Annotated in this window: 20 protein-coding genes; 14 read left to right on the forward strand and 6 right to left on the reverse strand. The window is 33.0% G+C overall.

Features of this window, described 5'->3' with window-relative positions; translation table 11 throughout:
* Nucleotide 1 precedes the first annotated feature (1 nt).
* A complete protein-coding gene (locus tag AAFP94_RS06720; protein WP_316661767.1) occupies nt 2-2440 on the forward strand; it encodes a DUF3179 domain-containing (seleno)protein in 2439 nt (812 codons plus the stop codon).
* Between the two features lie 325 nt (nt 2441-2765).
* Here AAFP94_RS06720 and AAFP94_RS06725 read toward each other — a convergent pair whose 3' ends face one another.
* Nucleotides 2766-5501: a TonB-dependent receptor gene (locus tag AAFP94_RS06725; RefSeq protein WP_316661768.1), complete on the reverse strand. Its 2736-nt coding sequence runs from the start codon at nt 5499-5501 to the stop codon at nt 2766-2768.
* Between the two features lie 29 nt (nt 5502-5530).
* Entirely contained in the window at nt 5531-6367 is an 837-nt protein-coding gene (locus tag AAFP94_RS06730; protein ID WP_316661769.1) for a GLPGLI family protein, read from the reverse strand.
* A gap of 120 nt (nt 6368-6487) precedes the next feature.
* On the opposite strand from AAFP94_RS06730, the gene AAFP94_RS06735 reads away from it, so the two are divergent.
* From AAFP94_RS06735 to AAFP94_RS06755, 5 genes are read left to right on the forward strand one after another with little or no spacing between them, the layout of a single operon-like run.
* Nucleotides 6488-8020 (forward strand): sensor histidine kinase, encoded by a 1533-nt coding sequence (locus AAFP94_RS06735; RefSeq protein WP_316661770.1) that lies wholly within the window; start codon nt 6488-6490, stop codon nt 8018-8020.
* The gene (locus tag AAFP94_RS06740) at nt 8013-8696 is read left to right on the forward strand and encodes a response regulator transcription factor (RefSeq protein WP_316661771.1); all 684 of its coding nucleotides are present in this window, start codon (nt 8013-8015) and stop codon (nt 8694-8696) included. The genes AAFP94_RS06735 and AAFP94_RS06740 overlap by 8 nt, the downstream gene beginning before the upstream one ends.
* 33 nt (nt 8697-8729) lie before the next feature.
* Nucleotides 8730-9509 carry a hypothetical protein gene (locus AAFP94_RS06745; protein WP_316661772.1) on the forward strand — a complete coding sequence of 260 codons (780 nt, stop codon included), beginning with the start codon at nt 8730-8732 and terminating at the stop codon, nt 9507-9509.
* Nucleotides 9510-9513: 4 nt separating this feature from the next.
* Entirely contained in the window at nt 9514-10128 is a 615-nt protein-coding gene (locus AAFP94_RS06750; RefSeq protein WP_316661773.1) for a deoxynucleoside kinase, read from the forward strand.
* A gap of 11 nt (nt 10129-10139) precedes the next feature.
* Nucleotides 10140-10796 carry a sterol desaturase family protein gene (locus tag AAFP94_RS06755; RefSeq protein WP_316661774.1) on the forward strand — a complete coding sequence of 219 codons (657 nt, stop codon included), beginning with the start codon at nt 10140-10142 and terminating at the stop codon, nt 10794-10796.
* Between the two features lie 59 nt (nt 10797-10855).
* Here the strand turns inward: AAFP94_RS06755 and AAFP94_RS06760 are convergent, their stop codons facing one another.
* Complete coding sequence (locus AAFP94_RS06760; protein WP_316661775.1) at nt 10856-13276, reverse strand: sodium-translocating pyrophosphatase; 2421 nt, start codon at nt 13274-13276, stop codon at nt 10856-10858.
* A gap of 264 nt (nt 13277-13540) precedes the next feature.
* Here AAFP94_RS06760 and AAFP94_RS06765 point away from each other — a divergent pair, with 264 nt between their 5' ends.
* The gene (locus AAFP94_RS06765) at nt 13541-14338 is read left to right on the forward strand and encodes a class I SAM-dependent methyltransferase (protein ID WP_316661776.1); all 798 of its coding nucleotides are present in this window, start codon (nt 13541-13543) and stop codon (nt 14336-14338) included.
* A gap of 146 nt (nt 14339-14484) precedes the next feature.
* Here AAFP94_RS06765 and AAFP94_RS06770 read toward each other — a convergent pair whose 3' ends face one another.
* Both AAFP94_RS06770 and AAFP94_RS06775 read right to left on the reverse strand, forming a co-directional pair.
* Nucleotides 14485-16986, reverse strand: coding sequence for a DUF5686 and carboxypeptidase-like regulatory domain-containing protein (locus AAFP94_RS06770; protein ID WP_316661777.1), 2502 nt, complete (start codon nt 16984-16986; stop codon nt 14485-14487).
* Between the two features lie 61 nt (nt 16987-17047).
* Complete coding sequence (locus AAFP94_RS06775) at nt 17048-18025, reverse strand: pyruvate dehydrogenase complex E1 component subunit beta (RefSeq protein ID WP_316661778.1); 978 nt, start codon at nt 18023-18025, stop codon at nt 17048-17050.
* Nucleotides 18026-18181: 156 nt separating this feature from the next.
* On the opposite strand from AAFP94_RS06775, the gene AAFP94_RS06780 reads away from it, so the two are divergent.
* From AAFP94_RS06780 to AAFP94_RS06800, 5 genes are all read left to right on the forward strand, one after another.
* Nucleotides 18182-18928 carry an electron transfer flavoprotein subunit beta/FixA family protein gene (locus AAFP94_RS06780; protein WP_316661779.1) on the forward strand — a complete coding sequence of 249 codons (747 nt, stop codon included), beginning with the start codon at nt 18182-18184 and terminating at the stop codon, nt 18926-18928.
* Between the two features lie 21 nt (nt 18929-18949).
* Nucleotides 18950-19912, forward strand: a complete 963-nt coding sequence (locus AAFP94_RS06785; protein ID WP_316661780.1) for an electron transfer flavoprotein subunit alpha/FixB family protein — start codon at nt 18950-18952, stop codon at nt 19910-19912.
* Nucleotides 19913-20071: 159 nt separating this feature from the next.
* A complete protein-coding gene (locus tag AAFP94_RS06790) occupies nt 20072-20689 on the forward strand; it encodes a bifunctional nuclease family protein (protein ID WP_316661781.1) in 618 nt (205 codons plus the stop codon).
* Between the two features lie 17 nt (nt 20690-20706).
* Nucleotides 20707-22107 carry a NupC/NupG family nucleoside CNT transporter gene (locus tag AAFP94_RS06795; RefSeq protein WP_409628290.1) on the forward strand — a complete coding sequence of 467 codons (1401 nt, stop codon included), beginning with the start codon at nt 20707-20709 and terminating at the stop codon, nt 22105-22107.
* Between the two features lie 90 nt (nt 22108-22197).
* Entirely contained in the window at nt 22198-23022 is an 825-nt protein-coding gene (locus AAFP94_RS06800; protein WP_316661782.1) for a thymidylate synthase, read from the forward strand.
* 55 nt (nt 23023-23077) lie between these two features.
* On the opposite strand, the gene AAFP94_RS06805 is transcribed toward AAFP94_RS06800, so the two are convergent.
* On the reverse strand, nt 23078-23374 hold the full coding sequence (locus tag AAFP94_RS06805; protein WP_316661783.1) for an isoamylase early set domain-containing protein: 297 nt from the start codon (nt 23372-23374) through the stop codon (nt 23078-23080).
* A 483-nt stretch (nt 23375-23857) separates the two neighbouring features.
* Here AAFP94_RS06805 and AAFP94_RS06810 point away from each other — a divergent pair, with 483 nt between their 5' ends.
* Both AAFP94_RS06810 and AAFP94_RS06815 read left to right on the forward strand, forming a co-directional pair.
* Nucleotides 23858-24781: a dihydrofolate reductase gene (locus AAFP94_RS06810; RefSeq protein WP_316661784.1), complete on the forward strand. Its 924-nt coding sequence runs from the start codon at nt 23858-23860 to the stop codon at nt 24779-24781.
* A 3-nt stretch (nt 24782-24784) separates the two neighbouring features.
* On the forward strand, nt 24785-25345 hold the full coding sequence (locus AAFP94_RS06815; RefSeq protein WP_316661785.1) for a sugar O-acetyltransferase: 561 nt from the start codon (nt 24785-24787) through the stop codon (nt 25343-25345).
* Nucleotides 25346-25430 lie beyond the last annotated feature (85 nt).

Genomic DNA, 25430 nt, shown 5'->3' on the forward strand with positions numbered 1-25430 from the left:
AATGAGATGGATTTTGCTTTACTTCTGGATTGGATTGAGTTGCCCACAATTGGGCAATGCGCAGCAAGTTGAGTTGCAATTCAAACTAGTTGATAAAGTAACCAAAAAGTCAATATCTGATGCTCACATTTTTATAAATAACTCCAGCATAGGCACTACAAGTGATATCGATGGTTACTGTAAATTTAGTGTTTCTATACTGGAGACTCAAGTACTTATCATTACTCATGTATCATATAAAACATTAAATATCGTCCCTAAAAATTATAAACATCTTTCTAAAGGTGCTACAATAGAAATGCAAGGTAAGAATGTTGATTTAGATGAGATTCTTCTTACCTCAAAAAAAGATAAAAAATGGAAGAAAAAATTTAGAAAATTTAGAAAAACACTATTGGGAGACGGTAAAGCTGCATCTAATTGCAAAATCTTGAATCCAGAGGTATTACAGTTCGAAGAAAAGAATGGAAACTTGTGGGTAACGGCTGTCGACCTTCTACACATCGAAAACAACTATTTAGGATATACCATTCATTTTTGGCTTGAAGAGTTATCAATAGAGACCAATGGGTCAACCTATTACAAAGGCAATGGTAAATACATTGATAAAGCTCAAGCAAATGATACGCAATATATTGAGAGAAGGAAACTGCTTTACAAACACAGCTTACCTAACTTTTTTCGAAGCCTTATTAAAAGCCCAAACAAATCAGCCTTAAAAAAACTAGGATACGAACTTTCCTTTGAAAAATATGATAATGGGCAATTCAACACTATTCTTATTCCTACAGAACCAAGTACGCTTGTCCTACCTGACTCTATTCCTGGTTGGAATAGATTGTACTTTTCTGAATTTTTAACGATCAAACACCTTGAACTTGATGTGGCTTCAAATAATGAAGTACAAGTTTCTGTATCTCCTGCCGAACAACAAAAATTCGGAACTAATAAAACTCAATCTCTTGGAAGAGATGCACAAAAAGAAGTTTCTCGATTGTACAAAATCGAACCATATTTGTTATTTGATAAGCGTGGAAATATTATAAATAAATCTGCTGTCAAAGAATATGGCTATTGGGCTAAACAACGCCTTGCTCTGACCTTACCTATAGATTACAAAGCATTTTCAGATTATAGTGTAAAAGAATCTGCGTTCAAATTAATTGACACTCTTCTTATTTTTCAAAATCTAGTTGGAATCGATCTGAAAAAAAGGTCAGAGGCGTTAAATGTTTTACAAAAAAATTGGTCTCAAAGTTATATAGCTCCACTGCTTGATGTATTGATGTTAAGCCAGGATCTTTGGCTACAAAAATCTGTCCGAGCATTACTAGACGAACATGTGCCTTCCATTGAATCTAATTTTTATAATGGTATTCAGTTGCTGTGGAAAGACGAGCCATCCTATGGTAGCTACTATGCAGATTTTAAAGCTTATCTATATGGTGCACTTGATCCTGCGTTTTATCAATACTTTTATAAAAGAGGGGACCAATCCAAAATTCGTTTGGATGAAATCATTTGGGGAGGCGTGAGACAGGACGGTATACCGCCACTAAAATTGCCTACAATGATGTCTGCAAGTCAGTCTACTTATCTTTCGGATACTGATGAAGTTTTCGGTCTAGTGATTAATGGAGAGGCGCTTGCCTATCCAAAACGTATCCTAGCCTGGCATGAATTCCTAGTTGACGATATTGGAGAACAATCCATTGCCGTGGTGTACTGTACACTTTGTGGGACAGTTATTATTTATGATACCGAATTCAACGGAGTAAAACACAACCTAGGAACTAGTGGATTTCTCTATCGCTCAAATAAACTTATGTATGACCAAGATACTCAATCTTTATGGAGTACCATTTTGGGACAGCCTGTACTAGGACCATTGGTCGATCAGAATATTGAGCTATCTATTTTACCTGTGGAAACTACTGCATGGAGAGAATGGCGTGAAAGACATCCTAATACACATGTGCTCTCTATTAATACTGGGCATTCTAGAAATTACGATGAAGGTGAAGCCTATAAAGACTATTTTTCGGATGATAAATTGATGTTTCCAGTTCCAAGACTTGATACGCGTTTGTCTAATAAAGCCAGGGTCTTTATTCCTCGACCTAAAAACTTTGCGACACATCCTTTAGCTATTTCTGTTAAATATTTAAAACGCAAAAGAATTCATCAGGATAAGATAGATGAACAAAGGCTGTTAATTATAGCTGATCGTAATGGTTCTAGCCGTGCGTATGCCATTGATGATCAACAATTCAAATCCTATAAAAATGGGGTATTACTTGATAATAATGACAATAGATGGGACGTTAAGGAAGATGCTTTAATTGGCCCTAAAAGACAACAACTTCTTCGAATTCCAGGGCATGAGGCTTTTTGGTTTGCCTGGATCAATGTTTTTCCTGAAACAAGAATTATTTATTAAATGCAACCTATAGATGTTATTCATTGTAGAATAAAATTCATTTTACACAACCTACAGGAGAAAGTGTCACTCAAAATATGAAGGTTTTTACTTGGGAAAAACTAGATTATGTTGATAGAATAAAAGAAGTTTTTGGGCTCTAGTGAATATTTAAATATAAATTAAAGCCTTGGAACTTTGTAAGGCTTTTTTGTTAATAGACTATTTGACTTCGTCAAAAAAAATACCGAACTTTTTTTATTTTGGTTAAAAACGGATTTATATCTCAACTTTAAAGCACATTTAGCTGAAGGTTTTTAGTGATGAACTAGGTTAAGATTATGGCCTACAAATCATATTTAATACTGAATATGATATATCGTGGTTGTATAAAATATTCACTAACACTTGTATACAAAGTATTGGAGTTATCTTGATTCAGGGATTTGGTGTTTAAAATATTTGTGGCTCTAACCTTATATTCCCATTTACTGTCTTTCTTTTGATAAGACAAACCAGCATCAAAAAAGCTATAATTATTTAATGTTTTATGATCATTTTTATAGTTAAAATATGAATAATCCGCTCTAAAAATAAAGCCTTTAAGGAAATAGGCATCCATATTTGCGAATGGGCTTTGCGTATAGAATTTTGTTTTTCCTGACCCTTGTTCATATTCATTGACGGTAAGGTTATAGCCAACTTCAAAATTTGGTGCTTTCCTGAAATTAGTGCTCAACCGTGTTTTGTACGATTGGCTGAATGATTCATTGATGCTTCTTTGGTTATTGACCATTTGATTGTATTTTGAATAGGACAGATTACCTCCTATAGACGCTTTAAATTTGCCAATACTTTTTTCAAATCTAGCATCTACAAATACCGATTCATCGGCAAAATTTGAATTAAAAGATGTTGAAACCTGACTTGTAGTTTGGATGTCTGGCTCTCCAGGTGTTGGATTTGGAATGGTTAAAAATTCTGTTCTTGATCTAATTTCATCAACTCCTTTGCTATAGTTAACGTATGCAAATACGTTGGTGTAATTAAACATATTAAAACTGAAATAACTTAAATTCAAGTTATGTGAAAGTGAATTTTCCAAGTTTCTATTACCCTGATATAATACATTGTAATTATTAAAAACAGCAGCTTCTGCCAATTGGTCTACATCTGTAAAACTGTTTTCCATACTATATCTAAAATTTAATGTTTCGCTTTTCTTGAGCTGAATTCTTGTATCAAAATCTGGCAATAATCTTATGAAGTTATCTTTAACCTGACTCCCAAATTGGTTATTTTTGGTAGTATATGAATGTACAGAAAATCCTGGACTGAATGTGAAAATTCCTGATTTCAATCTATAATGCAAGCCCAAATAAACATCACTAAAGTTGAACTTTACATCATTTAAAATATCAACCTGCGAATTATCAAGTTCGTATTGATCACCATTATCCAAAATCTGAAAGATTTTAGAATCAAACTGCTGTTTGCTCAATAAGGTACCTAAAGTAAAATTTATATTACTCTTTTGGTTCAACACATACCAATAGTCTATTTTGGCATCCAACTTATTTGTTTTGACACTCTTGTCTTGTGCAGTGCTCAATAGTGTTTGGTTAGTGTCTAGACCAAGCATATCCGTAAACTGAAATTGCTCTGATTGTTCTAATGTTGCATTGTAGAACGGATTTTCATCCTGCCATAAATGTTGAACTTCAAGGGCAAAAATATTTTTATTATTTAAGGTATAATAGTAATTTAGGTTTTGACTCAAACTAAATGGACTCTGCTTCTGAATCTCATTAACGTTCTGCAAAATTGATGAATAAAAATCCTGATATTCGTTTTGCTTGGAAACCTTTGCAAAAATATCATAATCCAAATGATTATTACCATTAGGCTTATAGCTGGAGCTTAACTTAAACAAGCCTAAATCTACCTTTTGATGGGTTTTACTCTGTGTTGTTTCATCTGGTGGTGGAATATCTCCTGTTTCAGATTGCACATACCGCTTTATACTATTTTGTTCTAATTCTGTTCGTGTACCAGAATAAATTGCAAAACCACTTAAATCCCAAGTCTTTTTTGGTGAATAACTAAAGTTTGCAGCTCCAAATTTAGTGTCTATGGCTTTAGCTTTATTGTTTTGCATAGTTAAAAAACCCATGTCCTGTGCTTCAACATTAAACCCTGTTCCACTTCTTTGATTAAGTCCTCTAAAACCTCCAGAGAATTTAAAATAATCTCGCATTGTAAAAGGAACCTCACCAATATTATTCATGTCGGTAATAATATTGATGCTATACTTCGGGCTATAATAAAACAGTTTTGGATGTGCCAAATAACGCTCGTCTGGACCTAAACCTGCAGTAATCTCACCAAACCAAAAATTCTTTTTCCCTTCTTTAAGCTTAATATTAATGGCAATATTGTCTTCATTGCTTCTCACATTTTGAAGTTGGCTCACCTCATCATAATTCTTTAACACCTGAACTTTATCTAAAGCATCTGCCGGTATATTTTTTGTTGCCAATTTGGTATCACCATCAAAAAAATCCTTGCCTTCTACCATGACTTTATCCACGACCTTACCTTCCACTTCTATTTCACCATCATCATTTATATCAACACCAGGTAATTTTTTAAGTACATCTTCAAGTTTCTTATCGGTTTCGTCCTTAAAAGAATCTACGTTATAGACAAGTGTATCACCTTTTATAGTTACAGGCATTTCGTAAATCAATTCAACTGCATCAAGAGTGTTGTCAGGCATAAGATTGAAGTTTTTTATCATATCATCTTCAGAAGTTTCAACGATTTCTTCAAACGTTTTCATGCCTATATAACTTACTTGTATAGTATATGAAGTATTCTTTTTTAAGTTAAGTCTGTATTCCCCTTGATCGTTTGTAATACCATACGAATCCAGATTTTCAGTTGATTGATTGATAGCGACAACATTTGATAATTCTAAAGGGTTGCCAATACTGTCTTTTACTACTCCTTCTAATTTTATTTGGGCAAATGATGAGCTTGCTACAAACAAAAGGAGTATAATTGATAATTTATATTGCATGTTCGTTTTTTGATTGATGAAATAGAATATTATCCTCCAATTCTAATTTCAATTCTTTCGCCATCACCATCCCGATTGTGTTTGTAACGATCATTCATTTCCTGCATTTTCTTTTCTACGATCTCTTCAAACTCTAATTGGTTAACCTCTTTACCTTTATCTGGCTCTACAATACTTACTTTGTCTTTTGGGTTTAAAACTATTTTACTACAAATTATAGTTTCCGTTCCATCATTTACCTCAAGGATTAATCCTGGAAGTCCTTGATATTTTGCTGGTCCACTATTAACTGGTACTTGCATGGTGTACCAAGCCGTAATTGTAATTTCTTCTATTTTAGGTTCTGCTGTTTCACTCAAGTCTTTATCTCCATTAATACTCATTGAGCTTTCAAATACTTCAACCTGTCTTTTCATTGTAGCTTTATGACATGTGTAATTGCCTATGTTTTTAGTTTCGCCATGCATAGTCCAATCTGGATTTTCAAGATTGTCTTTAATAAGAAATACTTTACCAAAGACTTCATTCTGGCTAGTGTATCGTTGTTCTTTTGTGTTTTTGTAAAGAATATCAGAACCATCTGTGCTTGCAACAACAAATTGCATTCCTTCAGGTTGCGGAGCTTCTAAAATTTCGTCCTCTTTATAAATAGATTCTTCTTTATTGAATGTAAGAATGTAGGTTTTTTCAAAATTCTTTTTTAACATTGCTATGATTTGGTTGTAACGCTCTCCTCCTATTTGAGTACTGTCTAGTTCAATATCCATTTTCCGTTTGGACTTATAAGTAGCTTCTCCTTGGAAATCTTGTGCCAGGAACGTGCTTGTTAGCAATAAGCTTACTAATAACATACATGTGTGTTTCATCGTTTTTGTTTTAATATTTGTGACACAAAGATGAACAGCTTCATGTTTTTTTTTAGTTAACTACTGTTAACGTGTGTTAACCGATTGGTTTTATATTATTTTAACATTTACTTTTGGCGTATGGATGATTCAAGATATCGTTGGATTTTATATATCATAATTTTTGTAATACTCGGCACTATTGGTATTCAAGTGTATTGGAATTATAAAAATTACCTTATTAATAAGCAGCAATTTGTGAATGATGTTCAGATAAGTCTGGACAATGCCGTAGAATCTTATTTTGCCAATTTAGCTGAAGTTAACACCATCAAGTTTGCTTTTAGAGGAGATATTGATGAAAACGATCTAATGGGTGAAGAGCGATTGGACAGTATTATGCATGAATTCAAATTTTCAACTCTTTCTGAAGACGAATTTGATTCTTTAAACATTGAAATTTTAGATGGTGAAGTAAAATATCAAGGTCTTAAGGGTGATTCAGTAATTGATATTTTAAAAAGTAAAAATGGTGAAGAATTTTGGCAGAAAGAGCGCGTTTTTTTAAAGCGTTTTCATGTAGATTCCATCTCACAAACCGAATTAAAAAATTTAACCTCAAAGGTTATTGTTTCTCTATCTAATGACAGTCTATTATTAGAGCAGATTGACACTTTATTAGAACAAGAATTACATAGGAAAAATCTAAAATTAGATTACTATTTAGCATATAAAGATGCTGTCGATAATACAAAGTCAATTAACAGGCTTTCAGTTTTTAAAAAGGTGAATGATTCGTTGATTGAAAAAAAGTTTTTAAGCACTACATCAAAATCTACCTATTTACCTTATGACACTTCTTTAAAAGTGTATTTTACAAATGAAACAAAATCTATTTTAAAGCGAATTTTAACTGGCATTGTGTTGTCTACATTATTAGTGCTGCTTGTAATAAGTTGTTTGTTTTATCTCTTAAAAATTATAAAACGTCAAAAGCAATTGGCAGAAGTTAAAAATGATTTAATCAGTAACATTACACACGAATTCAAAACACCTATTGCAACCATTGGAGTAGCTCTTGAAAGTATTAAAGATTTTAATGTTATTGATGATAAGGAGAAAACGAAAAAGTATTTAAAAATGTCTGGAGACCAATTATCCAAACTCAATGTTATGGTTGAAAAATTATTGGAAACAGCAACTCTAGATAGCGATAATTTAAAGCTTAACACAGAGCAAATCAATCTTGTAGATTTGGTGAAATCATCTGTAGATAGATATCAAATTCAAAATGAAAATAAAGCGTTTCATTTTGAATCCAAAATCGATGAAGCTATAATTTCTGTTGATATTTTTCATTTAGAAAATGCTATTAACAATGTTATCGACAATGCTGTTAAGTATGGTGGAGGCTCTATTTTGGTTAAAATGGAAAACAATTCCAAAACAATTGAAATTTTAATTTCAGACAATGGGAATAGCTTAACCAAAGTACACAAAGACAAGATATTTGAACAGTTTTATAGAATTCCAAAAGGAAATACGCACAATATAAAAGGTTTTGGAATTGGTTTGTATTACACCAAAAAAATCATAGAAAAACATGGTGGTACAATTCAATTGGAGTTAAATAAAAACCTAACAACTATTAAAATAGTTTTATCTTATGAATAAAAGCTCTTCTGTCCTTCTAGCTGAAGATGAACCAGCTTTAGGATTAATTATTAAAGAAAGTCTAGAAACAAGAGGCTTTGAAGTGCTATTATGCGATAATGGTGAAAAAGCCTTGCAGGTTTACAAAGAATCTCAACCAGAAATCTTGGTGCTTGATGTCATGATGCCAAAAAAAGACGGCTTCACTTTAGCAAAGGAAATTAGACAAGAAGATGATACGATTCCAATAATTTTTTTGACTGCAAAATCACAGACACAAGATGTAGTAGAAGGGTTTACTATTGGCGGTAACGATTATTTAAAGAAACCCTTTAGCATGGAGGAGCTTATTGTTAGAATCAATAATCTATTAAAAAGAACTGTTCTTCAAAGAACTTCTGATAAGTTACAAATAGGGCATTATGTTTTTGATTTTCCAAAGCAAACATTGCAATACAAAAATGAAGATAAAGTGCAATTAACGCATCGAGAATCACATTTGCTTTTTCATTTAGTGAAAAACAAAAATCAGGTTCTAGATCGCTCATTAATTTTAAACAAACTTTGGGGAAGTGATGATTTTTTTAACGCTAGAAGCATGGACGTCTTCATTACTAAACTTCGAAAGAAACTTCAACAAGAAGAATCTATTCAAATTATTAATGTTAGAGGTTTTGGCTACAAATTAATATGCTAAAAGTGGTTTGATTTTTGTAATTTTCAATACAGAATGAAGAACCTCTTATATTTTTTACTTTTTGTATCCTTCTTTGGTTTTGGTCAAGACCAAATAGAAACCAAATTCATATCAAAAGAAAAACTGTCCGTTCAGTCCATTGTAGATATTGATGATTTTGGAGTTCTTTATTATATAAATAGTAATATCTTTTATAAAAAGGAAAAGGTGTCGGTTATTAGTTATAATAATCTTCAATTGGGTAACATCTATTCTATAAACACGTTTAATCCTTTAAAGATTAATGTGTTCTACAATGATTTTAATTCAGTAATAATTTTAGATAATCGGCTTGCAGAAATCTTTAAAATCGATTTTAACAAATACAAACCATTTAGAAATGTATCACAAATTTCTACAGGAAATGACAATACTATTTGGCTGTTTAATCAAGATACGCAACAGCTCGAGCTCTATGATTATAAATCCAACAAAACTAGGGCAACTACTTTGCCTGTTGTGAGCCAGGTTTTAGATTTAAAAAGTAATTTTAACGAATGTTGGCTACTTACAGAAAACTATATTTATAGGTATAATTATTTTGGAAGTTTGTTGTCAAAAATAAAAAATAATGGATTCTCAAATCTTGTAGAAAACAATGGTGATCTATTCCTGCAAAAAGGAAATAAACTCTATTTTTTAAAAAAAGAAAACGATACAATTTTACCTATTAATATGCCAGAATTGTTAATAAAACAGTTTTTAGTAACCAATGAAACCTTGTATATTTACAACGAGGAATTTCTTCATAAATACCAACTTATAACCAGATAGAATTATGCACGTTGCAATTGCAGGAAATATTGGCGCTGGAAAGACTACGCTTACAAAATTACTAGCAAAACACTACAAATGGGAAGCGCAACTTGAAGATGTTGTGGACAATCCATATTTAGACGATTTTTACAACCAAATGGAACGATGGAGTTTTAATCTTCAGGTCTATTTCTTAAATAGTCGCTTCAGACAGGTTTTACAAATTCGTAAAAGTGGTAAGGAGATAATTCAAGACCGAACTATTTATGAAGACGCTCATATTTTTGCACCAAACCTTCATGCCATGGGTTTAATGACCAACAGGGATTTTGAAAATTACAGATCGCTATTTGATTTAATGGAGTCTTTGGTTCAAGGTCCTGATCTATTAATTTATTTAAGAAGTTCTATTCCTAATCTCGTATCACAAATTCATAAACGAGGAAGAGATTACGAAAATTCAATAAGTATTGATTATTTAAGTAGATTAAATGAACGATATGAAGCTTGGATACATGGTTATGACAAAGGCAAACTATTAATTGTTGATGTCGATCATTTAGATTTTGTCGATAACCCAGAAGATCTAGGAAGTATTATTAATAAAATTGATGCTGAAATACATGGTTTATTTTAAAGTTTATTCTTATGGAATCAACAAAATTAAAACGCCCAAAACATAAGGGATCACCAAAATTATTTGACAACCCAATTCTCGAAAAGTTAACGCATACGCACATTTCGTTACCATTAATTATTTTTTCTGTTATTGCTGCAGCCTTAATATACTACGGCATTATAGAAAAAGGTTTTGAAGTACCCATGATGATTTTATTATTCTTTGCTGGATTTATCTTCTTTACTTTTATAGAATACATTATGCATCGCTACCTATATCACATTCCTGCTACAACCGCAAAAAGAAAAAAAGTATCATACACTATGCATGGTGTTCATCATGATTATCCCAAAGATAAATCCAGATTAGCGATGCCACCTGTATTAAGCTTGGTGATTGCTACGGTTTTCTTTATAATATACAGAACTATTTTAGGAGATTATGCTTTTGGGTTTCTTGCTGGATTTTTAATTGGGTATGCCACCTATTTAGCAGTACATTATTCAGTACATGCTTTTCACGTGCCTAATAACTTTTTGAAACATTTATGGTACCACCATAGCATACATCATTACCGGGAACCCGATAGGGCTTTTGGTGTTTCTTCTCCTTTATGGGATGTGGTATTTAGAACCATGCCAAGAAAATTTGTTAAGCGAGAGGTAGGAAAAAGTATTGACGATTAGATATATAATAAAAAAGGCTGCTAAAATTAGCAGCCTTTTTTATTATATATATTTGAGAATTATTCTTCAATAATTTCTTCTTCAACTTCTTTAACTACATGATTTGAATCAACTTTAACATCAACATCTTTTAAAGCATTAAGCTTTGCTTTCACTTCTTCCATACTTCCTTCTATAACTTGATAATCTGTTACAGTTTCACCATTTTCAGTAGTTGTAGTTGTCACCACAGCTTTTGCAGTTTTGTCATCATCAGAAGTCAATTCAACTTTCACCTCTTTTTTTATGTCATTTACAACTTCATTCATTGCTGTGGTTTCTTCAGTGGAATGACCTCCTAAAATTGGAGCAATAACCAAACCAACTAAACAAGTTAACTTAATTAAAATATTCATAGATGGCCCAGAAGTATCTTTAAACGGATCTCCAACAGTATCTCCAGTTACAGCAGCTTTATGAGCATCTGACCCTTTATAAGTCATTTCACCATTAATCTCTACACCAGCTTCAAATGATTTTTTAGCATTATCCCAAGCACCACCAGCATTGTTTTGGAAAATTGCCCACATAACACCACTTACACAAACACCAGCCATGTAGCCGCCTAAAGGTTCAGCTCCAAATACTAAACCAATAATGATTGGTGTGATAATGGTAATTAAACCTGGTAAAATCATTTCTTTTAATGCAGCTTTTGTTGAAATATCCACACATTTAGCATATTCTGGAGTTCCAGTACCTTCCATAATACCCGGAATTTCTCTAAACTGTCTTCTTACTTCCTGCACCATTTCCATAGCTGCTTTCCCAACAGATTGCATGGCTAAAGCTGAAAAGATTACTGGAATCATACCGCCAACAAATAACATGGCCAATACATCTGCTTTAAAGATGTTAATACCATCAATTCCTGTAAATGTTACATAAGCTGCAAACAACGCTAAAGCAGTTAAAGCAGCAGATGCAATGGCAAATCCTTTACCTACAGCTGCAGTTGTATTCCCAACAGAGTCTAATATATCTGTACGTTCACGTACTTCAGGATCTAATTCACTCATTTCTGCAACACCACCAGCGTTATCTGCAATTGGTCCAAACGCGTCAATGGCTAATTGCATTGCAGTTGTAGCCATCATTGCTGATGCTGCTAGAGCAACTCCATAAAATCCAGCCAATTCATAAGAACCATAAATAGCAGCGGCAAAAAGTAAAACAGAAGCAAATGTAGATTTCATACCAACTGCTAAACCTGCAATAATGTTTGTTGCAGCACCTGTAGAACTATTTTTTACGATATCTAAAACTGGTTTTTTACCAAGACTTGTATAATATGCTGTCACTACTGAAATTAATGCCCCAACAGCAAGACCAATACATGCAGACCAAAACACATTCATTGATGGAATGGATTTATAACCTTCACCAAAGAATTTCATGTTCATTGTTTCTGGCAACATCCAATCTATTAAAAAGAAACTGGCAATAAGTGTTAACACGATTGCTACCCAGTTTCCTAAATCTAATGCTTTTTGAACTTGTGCTTCTTTAGCTTCATTATTTTTAATACTTACTAAAAACGTTCCTATAATGGATGCCAAAATCCCAACACCAGCAATAACTATTGGTAATAAAATTGGCCCCATATTACTAAACGCATCTGTAAACTGACTATTTTGAGACATATCCTTAATGAGGTAATTACCTAATACCATGGATGCTAAAACTGTTGCTACGTAAGATCCAAACAAATCGGCTCCCATTCCTGCTACATCTCCAACATTGTCACCAACATTATCTGCAATAGTTGCTGGATTACGAGGATCGTCTTCTGGAATACCAGCTTCAACTTTACCAACTAAATCAGCTCCAACATCGGCAGCTTTTGTATAAATACCGCCACCAACACGAGCAAACAATGCGATAGATTCTGCACCAAGTGAAAACCCAGCAAGTGTTTCTAACACCACTGTCATATTATCATAAAAAGAACCATCAGTTCCTAAAAACTGACTCACAAAGAACATGAAGAATAAACTCAATCCTAAAACTGCTAAACTTGCAACACCTAGTCCCATAACAGTTCCTCCGCCAAAAGAAACTTTAAGTGCTTGAGGCAAACTTGTTTTTGCTGCTTCAGCAGTACGTGCGTTAGCTTCGGTAGCAATACGCATTCCAATATTACCTGCAAGAGCAGAAAAGATCGCACCACTAATAAATGCTGGGACTATCATCCAGTGTGTTTGTACATTTTCAAGTGTAGATACAAAAAACAGCGCAACAGATGCTATGACTACAAAGATGGCAAGAAGCCTATATTCTGCACTTAAAAATGCCAAAGCGCCTTCTTTAATGGCTTTAGAAATACCTTGCATTTTCTCATTACCGGCAGGTTGTTTTTTAACCCAAACCATTTTGGTCAACATAAAAAGTAGTCCTAAAATTGCCAATGCGATTGGCACAAAAATCATGTTCGATTCCATATTATATTCAAAATTTTATTAAGCTCGGCAAAAGTAGTAAAATCCATTTGAATAAAAAACCCTTTTACGGGTTTATAGAACAGGTTAATAATATGGTAAATAAAGCTGTTGATTATTATAAAATACTATGATAATACAAAGTAGGCCTATTTGACTTTTATAATAAAATAGTCGAACTTCGTTTAACAATCGATAAACAAACATTGAAACGTTTTTTATCTTCGCTTTACCAAAAATTTGAAACTAACCAATAAAATTATTATTATGGAACAATCAAAACATCAAGCTATTCGTGAATATGAATTAGATACTTGGACAAGATGCTCGTCAAGTTACAATGAAACTTGGGCTACTTTAACTAATGAAACACTTCCATTATTAATAAGCAAAACAAATGTCAATTCTAATTGTTCTGTTTTAGATATTGGTTGTGGTGCTGGAAATTCTACAAAGAAAATTAGTGAAACGGGAGCAAATGTAATCGGAATTGATTTTTCTAAAAAAATGATAAATGAGGCTAAATCGGCACATAGTGGTATCGTATTCAAACAATCGGATGCTGAAAATATTCCATTAAAGGATAACTCAATAGATGTTGTAATAGCCAATTTTATAGTTCATCATTTACCTGAACCAAATAAAGTTTTTAAGGAAATAAACAGGGTTTTAAAACCAGATGGGAAATTTGCTTTTGCAGTTTGGGGAGCAAAGCAAGAACAAAGTTCATTAGGGGCTTTTTTTCAAGCCTTTGGAAACCACCACGAATTATCTGAACTACCTCACGGACCATTATTTGGTGTCACAGATTTTGATACTTATAATACATTTGTATCAAATGCTAGTTTAAAAAATTTCAAATTAGAAAAGCTAGATACAAAGTGGAATATGCAATCACTTGACCCACTAATTAACGGATGTTGGGATTGGGGAAATTTAAACTTATTTCCTGAAAATAAGCAAAATGATATAAAAAAGGATGTAATTAAAAATTGTGAATCCTTTAAAACGGAAAATGGTTATTCCTTTCCACATTCGGCTATGATAGGATATGCTGAAAAATAAAAACTTTTGGTAACACCGTGTATAATTCATTGCTAGTACTCGCCTACTTACGAAAATCCTAGCGGATTTTCTATTCGGTTTGTATTTGCTAATTTTAATGCTTAAACACGCAACAAAATCATACACAAACACGTTAAACGAACCTTCTAAAAATGAAATCCAAAAGTTCCTGTAACACCAAATTTTCGTGCATCAGGATTGTCTAGATAGTTACCCCTAAAGTTAAAATCTATTCTGAACACCTTGAAGATATTGCCTACACCAAAACTGTATTCCCAATACACTTCATCACTTGGTGCAACCAAAGGAATACTATAAGGATTTGAGCTTGTATTTAAAGCAATATTCTCATCTGATAGATCTCCCCAAGCTCCTCTAATACTCACAATCTCACGAAGATTTAATTTCCTCAACCAAGGAATTCTTGAAAAAAAACGTCCATTAAAATTATGTTCAAAATTAAAAGACACATATGTGTCTGTTACAAACTCATAAAAGTCTAATTGAGAGAACGTATTATATATTGAAAAGTAAGATTGGTTTCCAGGTATAACACTTAATAACCCCAAAGGTACCTCGCCATAAGTTTTACCGACTTCTATAGTAGAATACAATCTTCCAAGTCCACCCAGTTGCCAAGGTTGGATGTATGAAAATTGGAGTTTGGTATAATCAAAATCGCTATCAAATACGTCTTTCTTTCCTAAACTAATCCTGGCAAATAGTCTTGCAAAATCGTCATTTGCTCTATGACGTTCCACACCATAACCTGACATCTTTCGCTTTGGATAGTAAAATAAAGAAAATGTAGACTCAAACTGTTTGACTTCTGACTCGACGCCCGTTGGTGTATTATAATCTAAACTAAATGTTGGTGAGGCAGACTCCAATGTCCTGTAATCAGCACCGAGTCTAAAAATAAAGTTACGCCAAGGTTCTATTTCTAATGCAAGACTTGTTAAATTGATATCTGTTAATTTGTCATTATCGCCTTTTGCAATAAGTGAAGAAGATGCCAAACTTCTACCCAAAACATCTGTAGATGTTGTAAGACTAGCACCTATTTGTTCAATATCCCTTCTTTGACCACCCGATATAATGAGTCTACTCTTTTTGTCAATAAGCCATTTTCCTGATATTCCATATTTAAATTTATCATCTCGAAAACCATAGGCTAAAAACCCTTCTAATCTCCAAAGATCATTCCTTCCAAAATAGGTTCTTGCACCTGTACGAACACGAATTCCTTCAACTTCATTATATCCAAAGGTGGAAAAAATGGGCCCATAATCTAATGGAAGTTTATTAAATTCTATATATCCTGATGACAGAATACTACCTAGATTGTACAATTGCTTGAATTTTTTGACTGTCTTTAGAGTGTCTAACATTTTATAAACTCCCTTTTCGTCTTCGCTTAAAGGCTCTAATCTGTTTTCTTCCCAGAAAGTATCATCTCTATCGTAGGCATCTTTATCGTAATTGAAAACTTCTTTTTCATAGTACTTTTTATCTCGTTCTTTATCAAAAATATAGTCATTGTATAAGGTAGTGCGTTTACCATATATACCTCGTGATTTTTCTTTTTTATTAAATGCGAAATCAGACATCATGTAATCTCTTTTTACAAGAAATAAAGAATCGTTTAACACGTCATATTCTTGTTCTATGTAAATATCTTTTACCCAGTTGATGTTGGCACTTTTTGAAGCTTGAAGATTTATTTCCTTGATGGCATAAGTAGTATCTGCTACCCAAAAATCTCCTTTAAAAGTAAGTTCATTCTTTCGCCTTGGGTAATAAATAATATTGTAGCACCATTTATTATCAATAAATGCACTGTCTGACAACACATAATTATAAGTATTGACTCCTGTTTTAGACAATGGGCTTACAAAACTTTTATCAAAAAACTTAAGGTAGTTATCGTAAATATCAAAGTCTGCATATAAATCTGCAACAAAATCAATAATAATCTGATTATCGCTGAATCCTGAATTTTTATTTCCTTTTAAATCTTCTTTTTCTTTGTTCATAATATTATCACCATAGACTCTTGATGCAGCTTCGTTAACAAACATTGGCAGATAAGTTTTTCCTGTTACTTTGGAAGTGTCAACCTGATCAAAAACAAACTCCATTCCTCTAAATAGTTTACTTTTTATCAAAGCACTATCTATTGTATTGATATCAAATTCTATTTTCTCGTACTTATCGTATTCGTATTGCTTAAATTGTTTTAAACCATTCTTTCTTTTGTGTTCCCAAATTTTCTTTAATAAAGCAATGGCTGGATTTTCCTTTTCATCTTTTGATTGCTTTCCAGAAACAATTACCACTGTATTGAGCTGTTCTGCTTCATCATTAAGAATAAACTCTAAATTATAGTTTACTTTTTTTGTAAGTGGAATATTTAATGTTTGATAGCCTACAAAAGAAACAGTAACTGTCTCCCAGGTTTCATCAGATTCTAAATAAAAGCTTCCATTCTCATCTGTAATGGTACCTTCGGTTGATCCTTTCAAGATTATATTACAATAGGAAATAGGATCTCCATTTTCATCATACACATGACCACTTATTTTGGTTTGTGAATGACTAAAACATATTCCTAAAAGAAAAAATGCAAATAGTAGATTTCGTTTCATAATAAAAAAACTTCACCAACTCAGCTGCCAATGAAGTTTATATAACGTAAAAAATGATGATTTATTTGTACAATACTTTCTTTACAGCTTTAATTACATCATTGCTGTTTGGCAACCATTCTTCCAATAAAACTGGTGAATAAGGTGCTGGAGTATCAGCTGTATTTATTTTTACTATTTGTGCATCCAAATAATCAAATGCATTAGCTTGAACCAAATATGTTATTTCAGTAGAAACATTTCCAAAAGGCCACGCTTCTTCAAGAATTACCAATCTGTTTGTTTTTTTAACCGAATTTAAGATTGCATCGTGGTCCATTGGGCGAACAGTTCTTAAGTCAATAATTTCGCAAGAAATACCTTCTTTATCAAGCTCATCTGCAGCTTTGTAAGCTTCTTTAATAATTTTTCCAAATGAGACAATAGTGACATCTTTTCCTTCACGCTTAATATCTGCAACCCCTAAAGGTATGGTATATTCGCCTTCAGGAACCTCGCCTTTGTCGCCATACATTTGCTCACTTTCCATAAAAATCACTGGGTCATCGTCACGAATAGAAGACTTTAAAAGACCTTTTGCATCATACGGATTTGATGGCACAACCACTTTCAATCCTGGTGTATTGGCAAACCAACTTTCAAATGCTTGTGAGTGTGTCGCTCCAAGTTGCCCAGCCGAAGCTGTAGGACCTCTAAAAACAATAGGGCATTTAAACTGCCCTCCAGACATTTGTCTAATCTTGGCTGCATTATTTATAATCTGATCAATTCCAACTAAAGAAAAGTTAAAGGTCATATATTCTACTATTGGTCGGTTTCCAGTCATAGTAGAACCAATGGCAATACCAGCAAAACCTAACTCTGCAATAGGAGTATCAATAACTCGTTTAGGACCAAACTCATCCAACATTCCTTTCGAAGCTTTATAGGCTCCATTGTATTCTGCAACTTCCTCTCCAAGTAAATAAACACTTTCGTCTCTACGCATTTCTTCGCTCATAGCTTCGCAGACAGCTTCTCTAAATTGAATTGTTTTCATTTATGCATTTTTATGGAGTAGCAAAAATAGCAATAATAAAAAACTAATTCTTATAGAATATTTTAAAAATTTACTATGCGTGCATAGTATATAATCGAAATAAAATATTTACCTTCGTAACCTCTAAAAATTATTACTCAATAAACCATATAAACTATGAAAATTATAGTATGTATAAGTCATGTTCCAGACACTACATCCAAAATTAATTTTGTTGATGATGATACAAAATTTGATACTAATGGTGTGCAATTTGTGATCAATCCAAATGATGAATTCGGCCTAACTCGCGCCATGTGGTTCAAGGAAAAACAAGGCGCAACAGTACACGTTGCCAATGTTGGAGGGCAAGAAACAGAGCCAACATTAAGAAAGTGTCTTGCTATTGGTGCTGATGCAGCAATAAGAGTAAATACAGAAGCAACAGATGGTTTTGCTGTTGCAAAACAATTAGCTAATGTTATTAAAGATGGTGAGTATGATTTAATAATTGCTGGAAGAGAGTCGATAGATTATAATGGCGGAATGGTTCCTGGAATGATTGCTGGTTTATTGAATGCAAATTTTGTAAATAATTGCATTGGACTGGAAGTTGATGGCTCTAATGCAAAAGCTGTTAGAGAAATTGATGGTGGTAAAGAAACTGTTACAACGTCTCTACCTTTGGTTGTTGGTGGTCAAAAAGGAATTGTAGAAGAAAGCGACTTGCGTATTCCAAATATGAGAGGCATTATGATGGCAAGACAAAAACCTTTAACGATTGTTGAACCAGCTGAAGTCAATAGGGGAACGACATCTGTAAGTTTTGAAAAACCAACTCCTAAAGGTGCTGTTACTTTGGTGTCCCCAGATAATTTAGATGAGTTGGTAAATTTGCTTCACAGCGAAGCTAAAGTCATTTAATTAATTTTTAAATTGAAAAACATGTCAGTTTTAGTATATACAGAATCAGATCAAGGAAAATTTAAAAAAGTAGCTTTAGAAGTTGCTTCTTACGGAAAAGCTGTGGCAAACCAACTAGGCACAACAGTTACAGCAGTTACCATTAATGCTAATGAAACTTCAATTTTAGGCCAACATGGTGTAGATAAAGTTTTAAATGTAAACCATGCTTCTCTAGACACTTTCAATGCCAAAACATATGCAGATATTATAAAACAAGCTGCTGAAAAAGAAGGTTCAAAAGTTGTAGTTGTAAGCTCAAGTGCCGACAGTAAATATTTGGCTCCACTTTTAGCAATAGATTTAAATGCAGGTTACGCTTCCAATGTTGTTGAAGCTCCATCAAGCACTTCTCCTTTTACAGTAAAACGTACAGCTTTTACAAATAAAGCTTTTAATTTCACATCAATAAATACTGAAGTAAAATTGGTTGGTGTTTCTAAAAACTCTTACGGATTGGTTGAATCTAACGGGAATGCTTCTTCCGAAGATTTTATGCCTACAATTTTAGAAAATGATGTACATGTAGATTCAGTAGACAAAATAACTGGTAAGGTCACCATTGCTGATGCTGAAATTGTGGTTTCTGGTGGTCGTGGTTTAAAAGGTCCTGAAAATTGGGGAATGATTGAAGAATTAGCAGATGTTTTAGGAGCAGCAACAGCTTGCTCAAAACCTGTTTCAGATTTAGGTTGGAGACCTCATAGTGAGCATGTTGGACAAACAGGAAAACCAGTGGCATCAAACTTATATATTGCAGTAGGAATTTCTGGGGCTATACAGCATCTTGCGGGCATCAATGCTTCCAAAGTAAAAGTAGTCATTAATACAGATCCTGAAGCACCATTTTTTAAGGCAGCAGACTATGGTGTTGTTGGCGACGCATTTGAAGTTGTACCAAAACTCACAGAAAAATTAAAGGAATTTAAAGCACAAAACGCTTAATTTTTTTTAACTTGTAATTATAAAAGAATAGAATAGCAATATTCTCAACGAATTTCTTTTATAATTTAGCTTTAATAACTCTAATTATTTTAAATTAGCTTTTTTAAAAAATTAGGTTACAAAGTCCTAATTTAAACAGTCTTTTGTGATATTATAGATATGAGTTTAGTTCGACTGAATATAAAAGGGATTTCTTATAGCCAAACACAAAATGGTGCTTATGCATTAATTTTAAATGAAGTAGATGGTGATCGCAAACTACCCATAGTCATTGGAGCCTTCGAAGCTCAATCAATTGCCATTGCGCTTGAAAAGGAAATAAGACCTCCTAGACCATTAACTCATGATTTGTTTAAAAATTTTGCCGACAGATTTGATATTGTTGTAAAACAGGTCATCATTCATAAATTAGTGGACGGCGTTTTTTATTCAAGCTTAATTTGTGAACGCGATAAGATTGAAGAAATCATTGATGCTAGAACCAGTGACGCCATTGCACTAGCGCTGCGTTTTAAAGCACCTATTTTTACTTACAAAAATATCCTGGACAAGGCTGGTATTTATTTAAAGGTAAATCCGAAAAAAGAAGATGAAGATGAAGAGCAAGATAGTATTCTGATTGATGACATGCTTGCTGAAGAATTGGAGTCAAGTCCAGCAATGGAAAACTACAAAAACAAAACTCTTGACGAGCTACATAAATTACTAGAAACTGCTGTAGCAAAAGAAGACTACGAAACGGCAGCAAGAATACGAGACGAAATCTCTAAACGATAATCTGATCCTTTATAAATATGAAATTACTTTTTTCGGTTGCTGCCATGTGTTCTAATCTTGTTAGTAATACATCAGCACAAACAGTCGATACCATAATACCAAGTTCTGGATTTAGCACAGGCGGTTTATTAAGAGGATTGCTTGGTATGTTTGTTTTGCTTTGTATTGCGTTTCTGTTAAGTAAAAATAAAAGAGGCATCAACTGGAGAACTGTAGGTTTTGGTTTATTAGCACAACTTTTACTAGCCATAGGGGTACTTAAAGTTCCTTTCGTTCAAGCCGTTTTTGAATTTGTAGGAGGGATTTTTGTGAGCATTCTAGATTTTACAATGGCAGGAACAATATTTTTATTTGACTCGTTTGTTACTGACGAAGTGCAATTGGAAGACTCAATGATAACTTTTGCCATCTCCATTTTACCAACTATTATTTTCTTTTCAGCCTTAACATCTGTACTGTTTTATTTGGGCATCATACAAAAAGTTGTGAAAGGTTTGGCTTGGATGCTTACTAAAGTCTTAAAGATTTCGGGTGCAGAAAGCTTAAGTGTTGCAGGTAATATTTTTCTTGGCCAAACAGAATCTCCCTTGATGATTAAAGCCTATTTAGAGAAAATGAATAGATCCGAAATACTTTTGGTCATGATTGGTGGGATGGCAACCGTTGCAGGTGGAGTTTTAGCAGCCTATATTGGATTTTTAGGAGGAACTGACGAAGTTATGAAAATATTCTATGCCAAGCACCTTTTAGCAGCGTCTGTTATGGCAGCTCCAGGAGCTGTGGTCATTTCAAAAATATTATATCCTCAAACAGAAAAAATAGATTCAGACATTAAAATTACTCAAGAAAATATTGGTTCTAATATTCTGGACGCCATTGCCAATGGAACTACTGAAGGCTTAAAATTGGCTGTAAATGTTGGAGCAATGCTGTTAGTTTTTCTGGCTTTTATTGCAATGATAAATGGTATTTTGGGCTGGGTTGGTGAAGTAACATCTTTAAATACATTAGTTGCCAACAATACGATGTATAGCGAATTTTCTTTAGAATTCTTATTAGGTTATGCCTTTGCTCCACTAATGTGGCTCATTGGTGTTGCTAAAGAAGACATGGCATTAATGGGGCAATTGTTAGGTATAAAATTAGTGGCTAGTGAATTTGTAGGCTACATTCAGTTGGCCAATTTAAAAGACGTTGGAAATATTCTCCATTTAAAGTACGAAAAGTCTATAATCATGGCAACCTATATGTTATGTGGCTTTGCCAACTTTGCGTCTATTGGAATTCAAATTGGCGGCATAGGTTCTTTGGCACCAGGACAACGCAAAACATTATCAGAATTTGGAATAAAAGCTTTGATTGGAGGTACAATTGCTTCTTTATTGTCTGCAACAATCGCTGGAATGATTATTGGTTAACCGTTGATAACTTTTAAAATAAATTAAAACATAAACGGTTTGGGTATAGAGCTTTTCTTTATTTTTATTTTCTGAAAATTTCTCATATAAATGAAACAATATTTAGACCTAGTAAAACACGTTTTAGAAAACGGAAACAAAAAATCTGACAGAACAGGAACCGGAACAAAAAGTGTCTTTGGCTACCAAATGAGATTTGATTTAAGTGAAGGTTTTCCTATGGTAACCACCAAAAAATTACACTTAAAGTCTATTATATTTGAGTTGCTTTGGTTTTTAAAAGGCGATACAAATATTAATTATTTAATCGAAAATGGTGTTAGAATCTGGAATGAATGGGCCGATGAAAATGGAGATTTAGGTCCGGTATATGGTCACCAATGGCGTAACTGGAATAATGACGAGATAGACCAAATAAAAGAAGTTATTGACACACTAAAAAATAATCCTGATAGCAGACGCATGATAGTTTCTGCTTGGAATCCTTCAGTATTACCAGATACATCCAAATCGTTTAGCGAAAATGTAGCTAACGGAAAAGCTGCTTTGCCTCCTTGTCACGCTTTTTTTCAATTTTATGTAGCCAATGGTAAATTATCTTGTCAATTATATCAGCGAAGTGCAGATATCTTTTTAGGTGTTCCCTTTAATATTGCATCTTATGCGTTATTTACAATGATGATTGCACAAGTTTGTGGTTATCATCCTGGAGATTTTATTCATACTTTTGGTGATGCCCATATCTATAGTAATCATTACGAACAATTGGAGCTGCAATTATCTCGAGATCCAAGACCTTTGCCAAAAATGATTTTAAACCCAGAAGTAAAAGATATTTTTGACTTTAAATTTGAGGATTTCACTTTGGTAGATTACAATCCACATCCACATATCAAGGGTATTGTTGCAGTATAAAAAAAGAGCTTCAAAAAATTGAAGCCCTTTTAACCAACTAAAAATTAATAATATCTTATAAACTTAAGACACCATTTTCTGCAGCTGCATAATCATTCCATACATACGCATCTGCTTGGTCGTCGTTAACATATACGCCGTCAACAACATATCTAAATTCATAAGAATTGTCTTTTTCTAAATTTACAGTTCCTTTAAAAGTTCCGTTTTTTAACTTTTTAAGTTCAACGGCTTCCGTATTCCACTCATTAAAACTTCCTACAACTGCCACCTGACTTGCGTCTTCAGCAGGTACAGAAAATGTTACTTTACAAACTGGTTTGCTTTTTAAATATTGTTTTGTAATTGCCATAATATCTTATTTTAAATTATTAAATCTTCTTTTTGTGTTCCAGATGTATCCCTTCTTAAGGGCGTTCATCTCTTGTGTGAATTTGTTGTTTCTTGTTCTCATAATTTCTGTATTTTAATTATACATCAATTAACTTGACTCATTTCGGCTACAAATGTATAAAACAATTTTTCAGACAAAAACCAAAAAAGGATCTAAAGCAAAAGATTTATTGATTTGATTAAAAAGGCTTCACAATTATTTAAAGTATGTAAAAAATTAATACATATTTTATGAGATTATCAATGCAAATTTTTACTTCTTTTAGCCTGATTATCAACTACATCGTTTGCGTTTTTACTATTATTGTTCTTTCCAAATCTAATATATCGTTTTCGCAACTATTCCCATGTCAAATTCAATATTTTAAAAGTAATTCCTGTCAAAAAGTACTTATATAAGTCATCAAAAAAAGTTAACTTTACATTCTAACATTTCATAAATATGTTTGGGAAAAAGAAGCCTGTTCAGCAGATAGATAAGGAACAATTAGAGTTAATACAAACTGCGCAAAAGCGAATAAAACAAAAAAAACGTTTATATGCTCATTTTGTGTTCTTTTTAATTGGTTCTGTGTTTATTATTATTGCCAATTTAGTTCTTGATTTAGGAAAAGACATCAAACCTTTTGGTGTAGATTGGTTTGTTTATCCAATTGTAATTTGGTTGTTTTTCTTTTTATATCATGCTTTTAATGTGTTCGTTACACATAAATTTTTGGGACAAGATTGGGAACAAAAGCAGCTTGATAAGCTTGTTTCTTCTCAACGCGCAAGGATTGATGCCTTAAAAATACAATTTTTAAAGGAAGAAACCCAAATGGCTAAAGAAGAGATTGAACAAGAAAAACACGCTAAAAAAAAAACCACTAAATCTTCAGAATTAACCATTATTGTAGCTGCCGGCGAAAACAATGCCATTGGCAAGGACAATGACCTTATTTGGCATTTGAGTGATGATTTAAAACGTTTTAAAACACTAACAAATGGGCACCATATTATTATGGGAAGAAAAACCTATGAGAGTTTTCCGAAACCTTTGCCAAATAGAACTCATATTGTCATAACAAGACAAGACAATTACAAAGTTCCTGATGGTGTTATTGTTGTAAATAACCTCGAAGATGCCGTTGATGCTTGTAGAAAAGATAATCAACCATTCATTATTGGAGGAGGTGAAATTTATAAGCAATCTATACCTTTAGCAGATAAATTAGAAATCACAAGAGTTCATAAATCTTTTGAAAATGCCGATACTTTTTTCCCTGAAATTGATACTAATATTTGGAAAGAAGTGAGCAAGTCTTATCATGAAATAGATCAAAACCACAAGCATGCATTTTCGTTTATTACATATACCAGAAAATAAATCATGTCCGAAAAAGAAAAAATGTTATCTGGAGAAATGTATAATCCATTGAATCCAGAATTGGTTGCAGAAAGACACCAATGCAGGTCGTTATTTCAAGAAATCAACAAATTGACTGAAGATGAAAAAAAACAGCGTTTTAAATTATTTTACAAGTTAATTCCAAATGCTGGCAAGAATTTATGGATAGAACCTCCTTTTTACTGTGATTATGGCTATAACATCATAGCAGGAGATAATGTCTTTATGAATTTTAACTGCTGTATTTTAGATGTTGCACCTGTTAATATTGGTAATCATTGTATGTTTGGTCCAAACGTACAGATCTATACTGCAACTCATCCTCTAGAAGCCAAGACCAGAAATAGTGGTCGCGAATTTGCCAAACCTATTACTATTGGAAAAAATGTTTGGATTGGTGGTCATGCTGTAATTTGTCCTGGTGTAACTATTGGCGACAATGTTGTTATTGGTGCTGGAGCAATCGTGACAAAAAGCTTTCCAGATAATGTCTTTATTGCTGGAAATCCAGCTAAAATTGTAAAAGAAATTGACAATAGTTAATTTTTCTTACAAAGATAAAAGTAAGTGCTTTCTTATTTTATCTACCGCATTTACAGTTAGTTAAGCACCATTTAAAATTATTTTA

The sequence above is a fragment of the Gilvirhabdus luticola genome (genome assembly GCF_040117515.1).
Taxonomy (GTDB): Bacteria; Bacteroidota; Bacteroidia; order Flavobacteriales; family Flavobacteriaceae; genus Gilvirhabdus; species Gilvirhabdus luticola.

Excerpts from the sequence above, each read along its gene's own strand:
- AAFP94_RS06720 (WP_316661767.1), top strand. The coding sequence starts at position 2 with ATGAGATGGATTTTGCTTTACTTCTGGATTGGATTGAGTTGCCCACAA.
- AAFP94_RS06725 (WP_316661768.1), bottom strand. The coding sequence starts at position 5,501 with ATGCAATATAAATTATCAATTATACTCCTTTTGTTTGTAGCAAGCTCA.
- AAFP94_RS06730 (WP_316661769.1), bottom strand. The coding sequence starts at position 6,367 with ATGAAACACACATGTATGTTATTAGTAAGCTTATTGCTAACAAGCACG.
- AAFP94_RS06735 (WP_316661770.1), top strand. The coding sequence starts at position 6,488 with ATGGATGATTCAAGATATCGTTGGATTTTATATATCATAATTTTTGTA.
- AAFP94_RS06740 (WP_316661771.1), top strand. The coding sequence starts at position 8,013 with ATGAATAAAAGCTCTTCTGTCCTTCTAGCTGAAGATGAACCAGCTTTA.
- AAFP94_RS06745 (WP_316661772.1), top strand. The coding sequence starts at position 8,730 with ATGAAGAACCTCTTATATTTTTTACTTTTTGTATCCTTCTTTGGTTTT.
- AAFP94_RS06750 (WP_316661773.1), top strand. The coding sequence starts at position 9,514 with ATGCACGTTGCAATTGCAGGAAATATTGGCGCTGGAAAGACTACGCTT.
- AAFP94_RS06755 (WP_316661774.1), top strand. The coding sequence starts at position 10,140 with ATGGAATCAACAAAATTAAAACGCCCAAAACATAAGGGATCACCAAAA.
- AAFP94_RS06760 (WP_316661775.1), bottom strand. The coding sequence starts at position 13,276 with ATGGAATCGAACATGATTTTTGTGCCAATCGCATTGGCAATTTTAGGA.
- AAFP94_RS06765 (WP_316661776.1), top strand. The coding sequence starts at position 13,541 with ATGGAACAATCAAAACATCAAGCTATTCGTGAATATGAATTAGATACT.
- AAFP94_RS06770 (WP_316661777.1), bottom strand. The coding sequence starts at position 16,986 with ATGAAACGAAATCTACTATTTGCATTTTTTCTTTTAGGAATATGTTTT.
- AAFP94_RS06775 (WP_316661778.1), bottom strand. The coding sequence starts at position 18,025 with ATGAAAACAATTCAATTTAGAGAAGCTGTCTGCGAAGCTATGAGCGAA.
- AAFP94_RS06780 (WP_316661779.1), top strand. The coding sequence starts at position 18,182 with ATGAAAATTATAGTATGTATAAGTCATGTTCCAGACACTACATCCAAA.
- AAFP94_RS06785 (WP_316661780.1), top strand. The coding sequence starts at position 18,950 with ATGTCAGTTTTAGTATATACAGAATCAGATCAAGGAAAATTTAAAAAA.
- AAFP94_RS06790 (WP_316661781.1), top strand. The coding sequence starts at position 20,072 with ATGAGTTTAGTTCGACTGAATATAAAAGGGATTTCTTATAGCCAAACA.
- AAFP94_RS06795 (WP_409628290.1), top strand. The coding sequence starts at position 20,707 with ATGAAATTACTTTTTTCGGTTGCTGCCATGTGTTCTAATCTTGTTAGT.
- AAFP94_RS06800 (WP_316661782.1), top strand. The coding sequence starts at position 22,198 with ATGAAACAATATTTAGACCTAGTAAAACACGTTTTAGAAAACGGAAAC.
- AAFP94_RS06805 (WP_316661783.1), bottom strand. The coding sequence starts at position 23,374 with ATGGCAATTACAAAACAATATTTAAAAAGCAAACCAGTTTGTAAAGTA.
- AAFP94_RS06810 (WP_316661784.1), top strand. The coding sequence starts at position 23,858 with ATGTTTGGGAAAAAGAAGCCTGTTCAGCAGATAGATAAGGAACAATTA.
- AAFP94_RS06815 (WP_316661785.1), top strand. The coding sequence starts at position 24,785 with ATGTCCGAAAAAGAAAAAATGTTATCTGGAGAAATGTATAATCCATTG.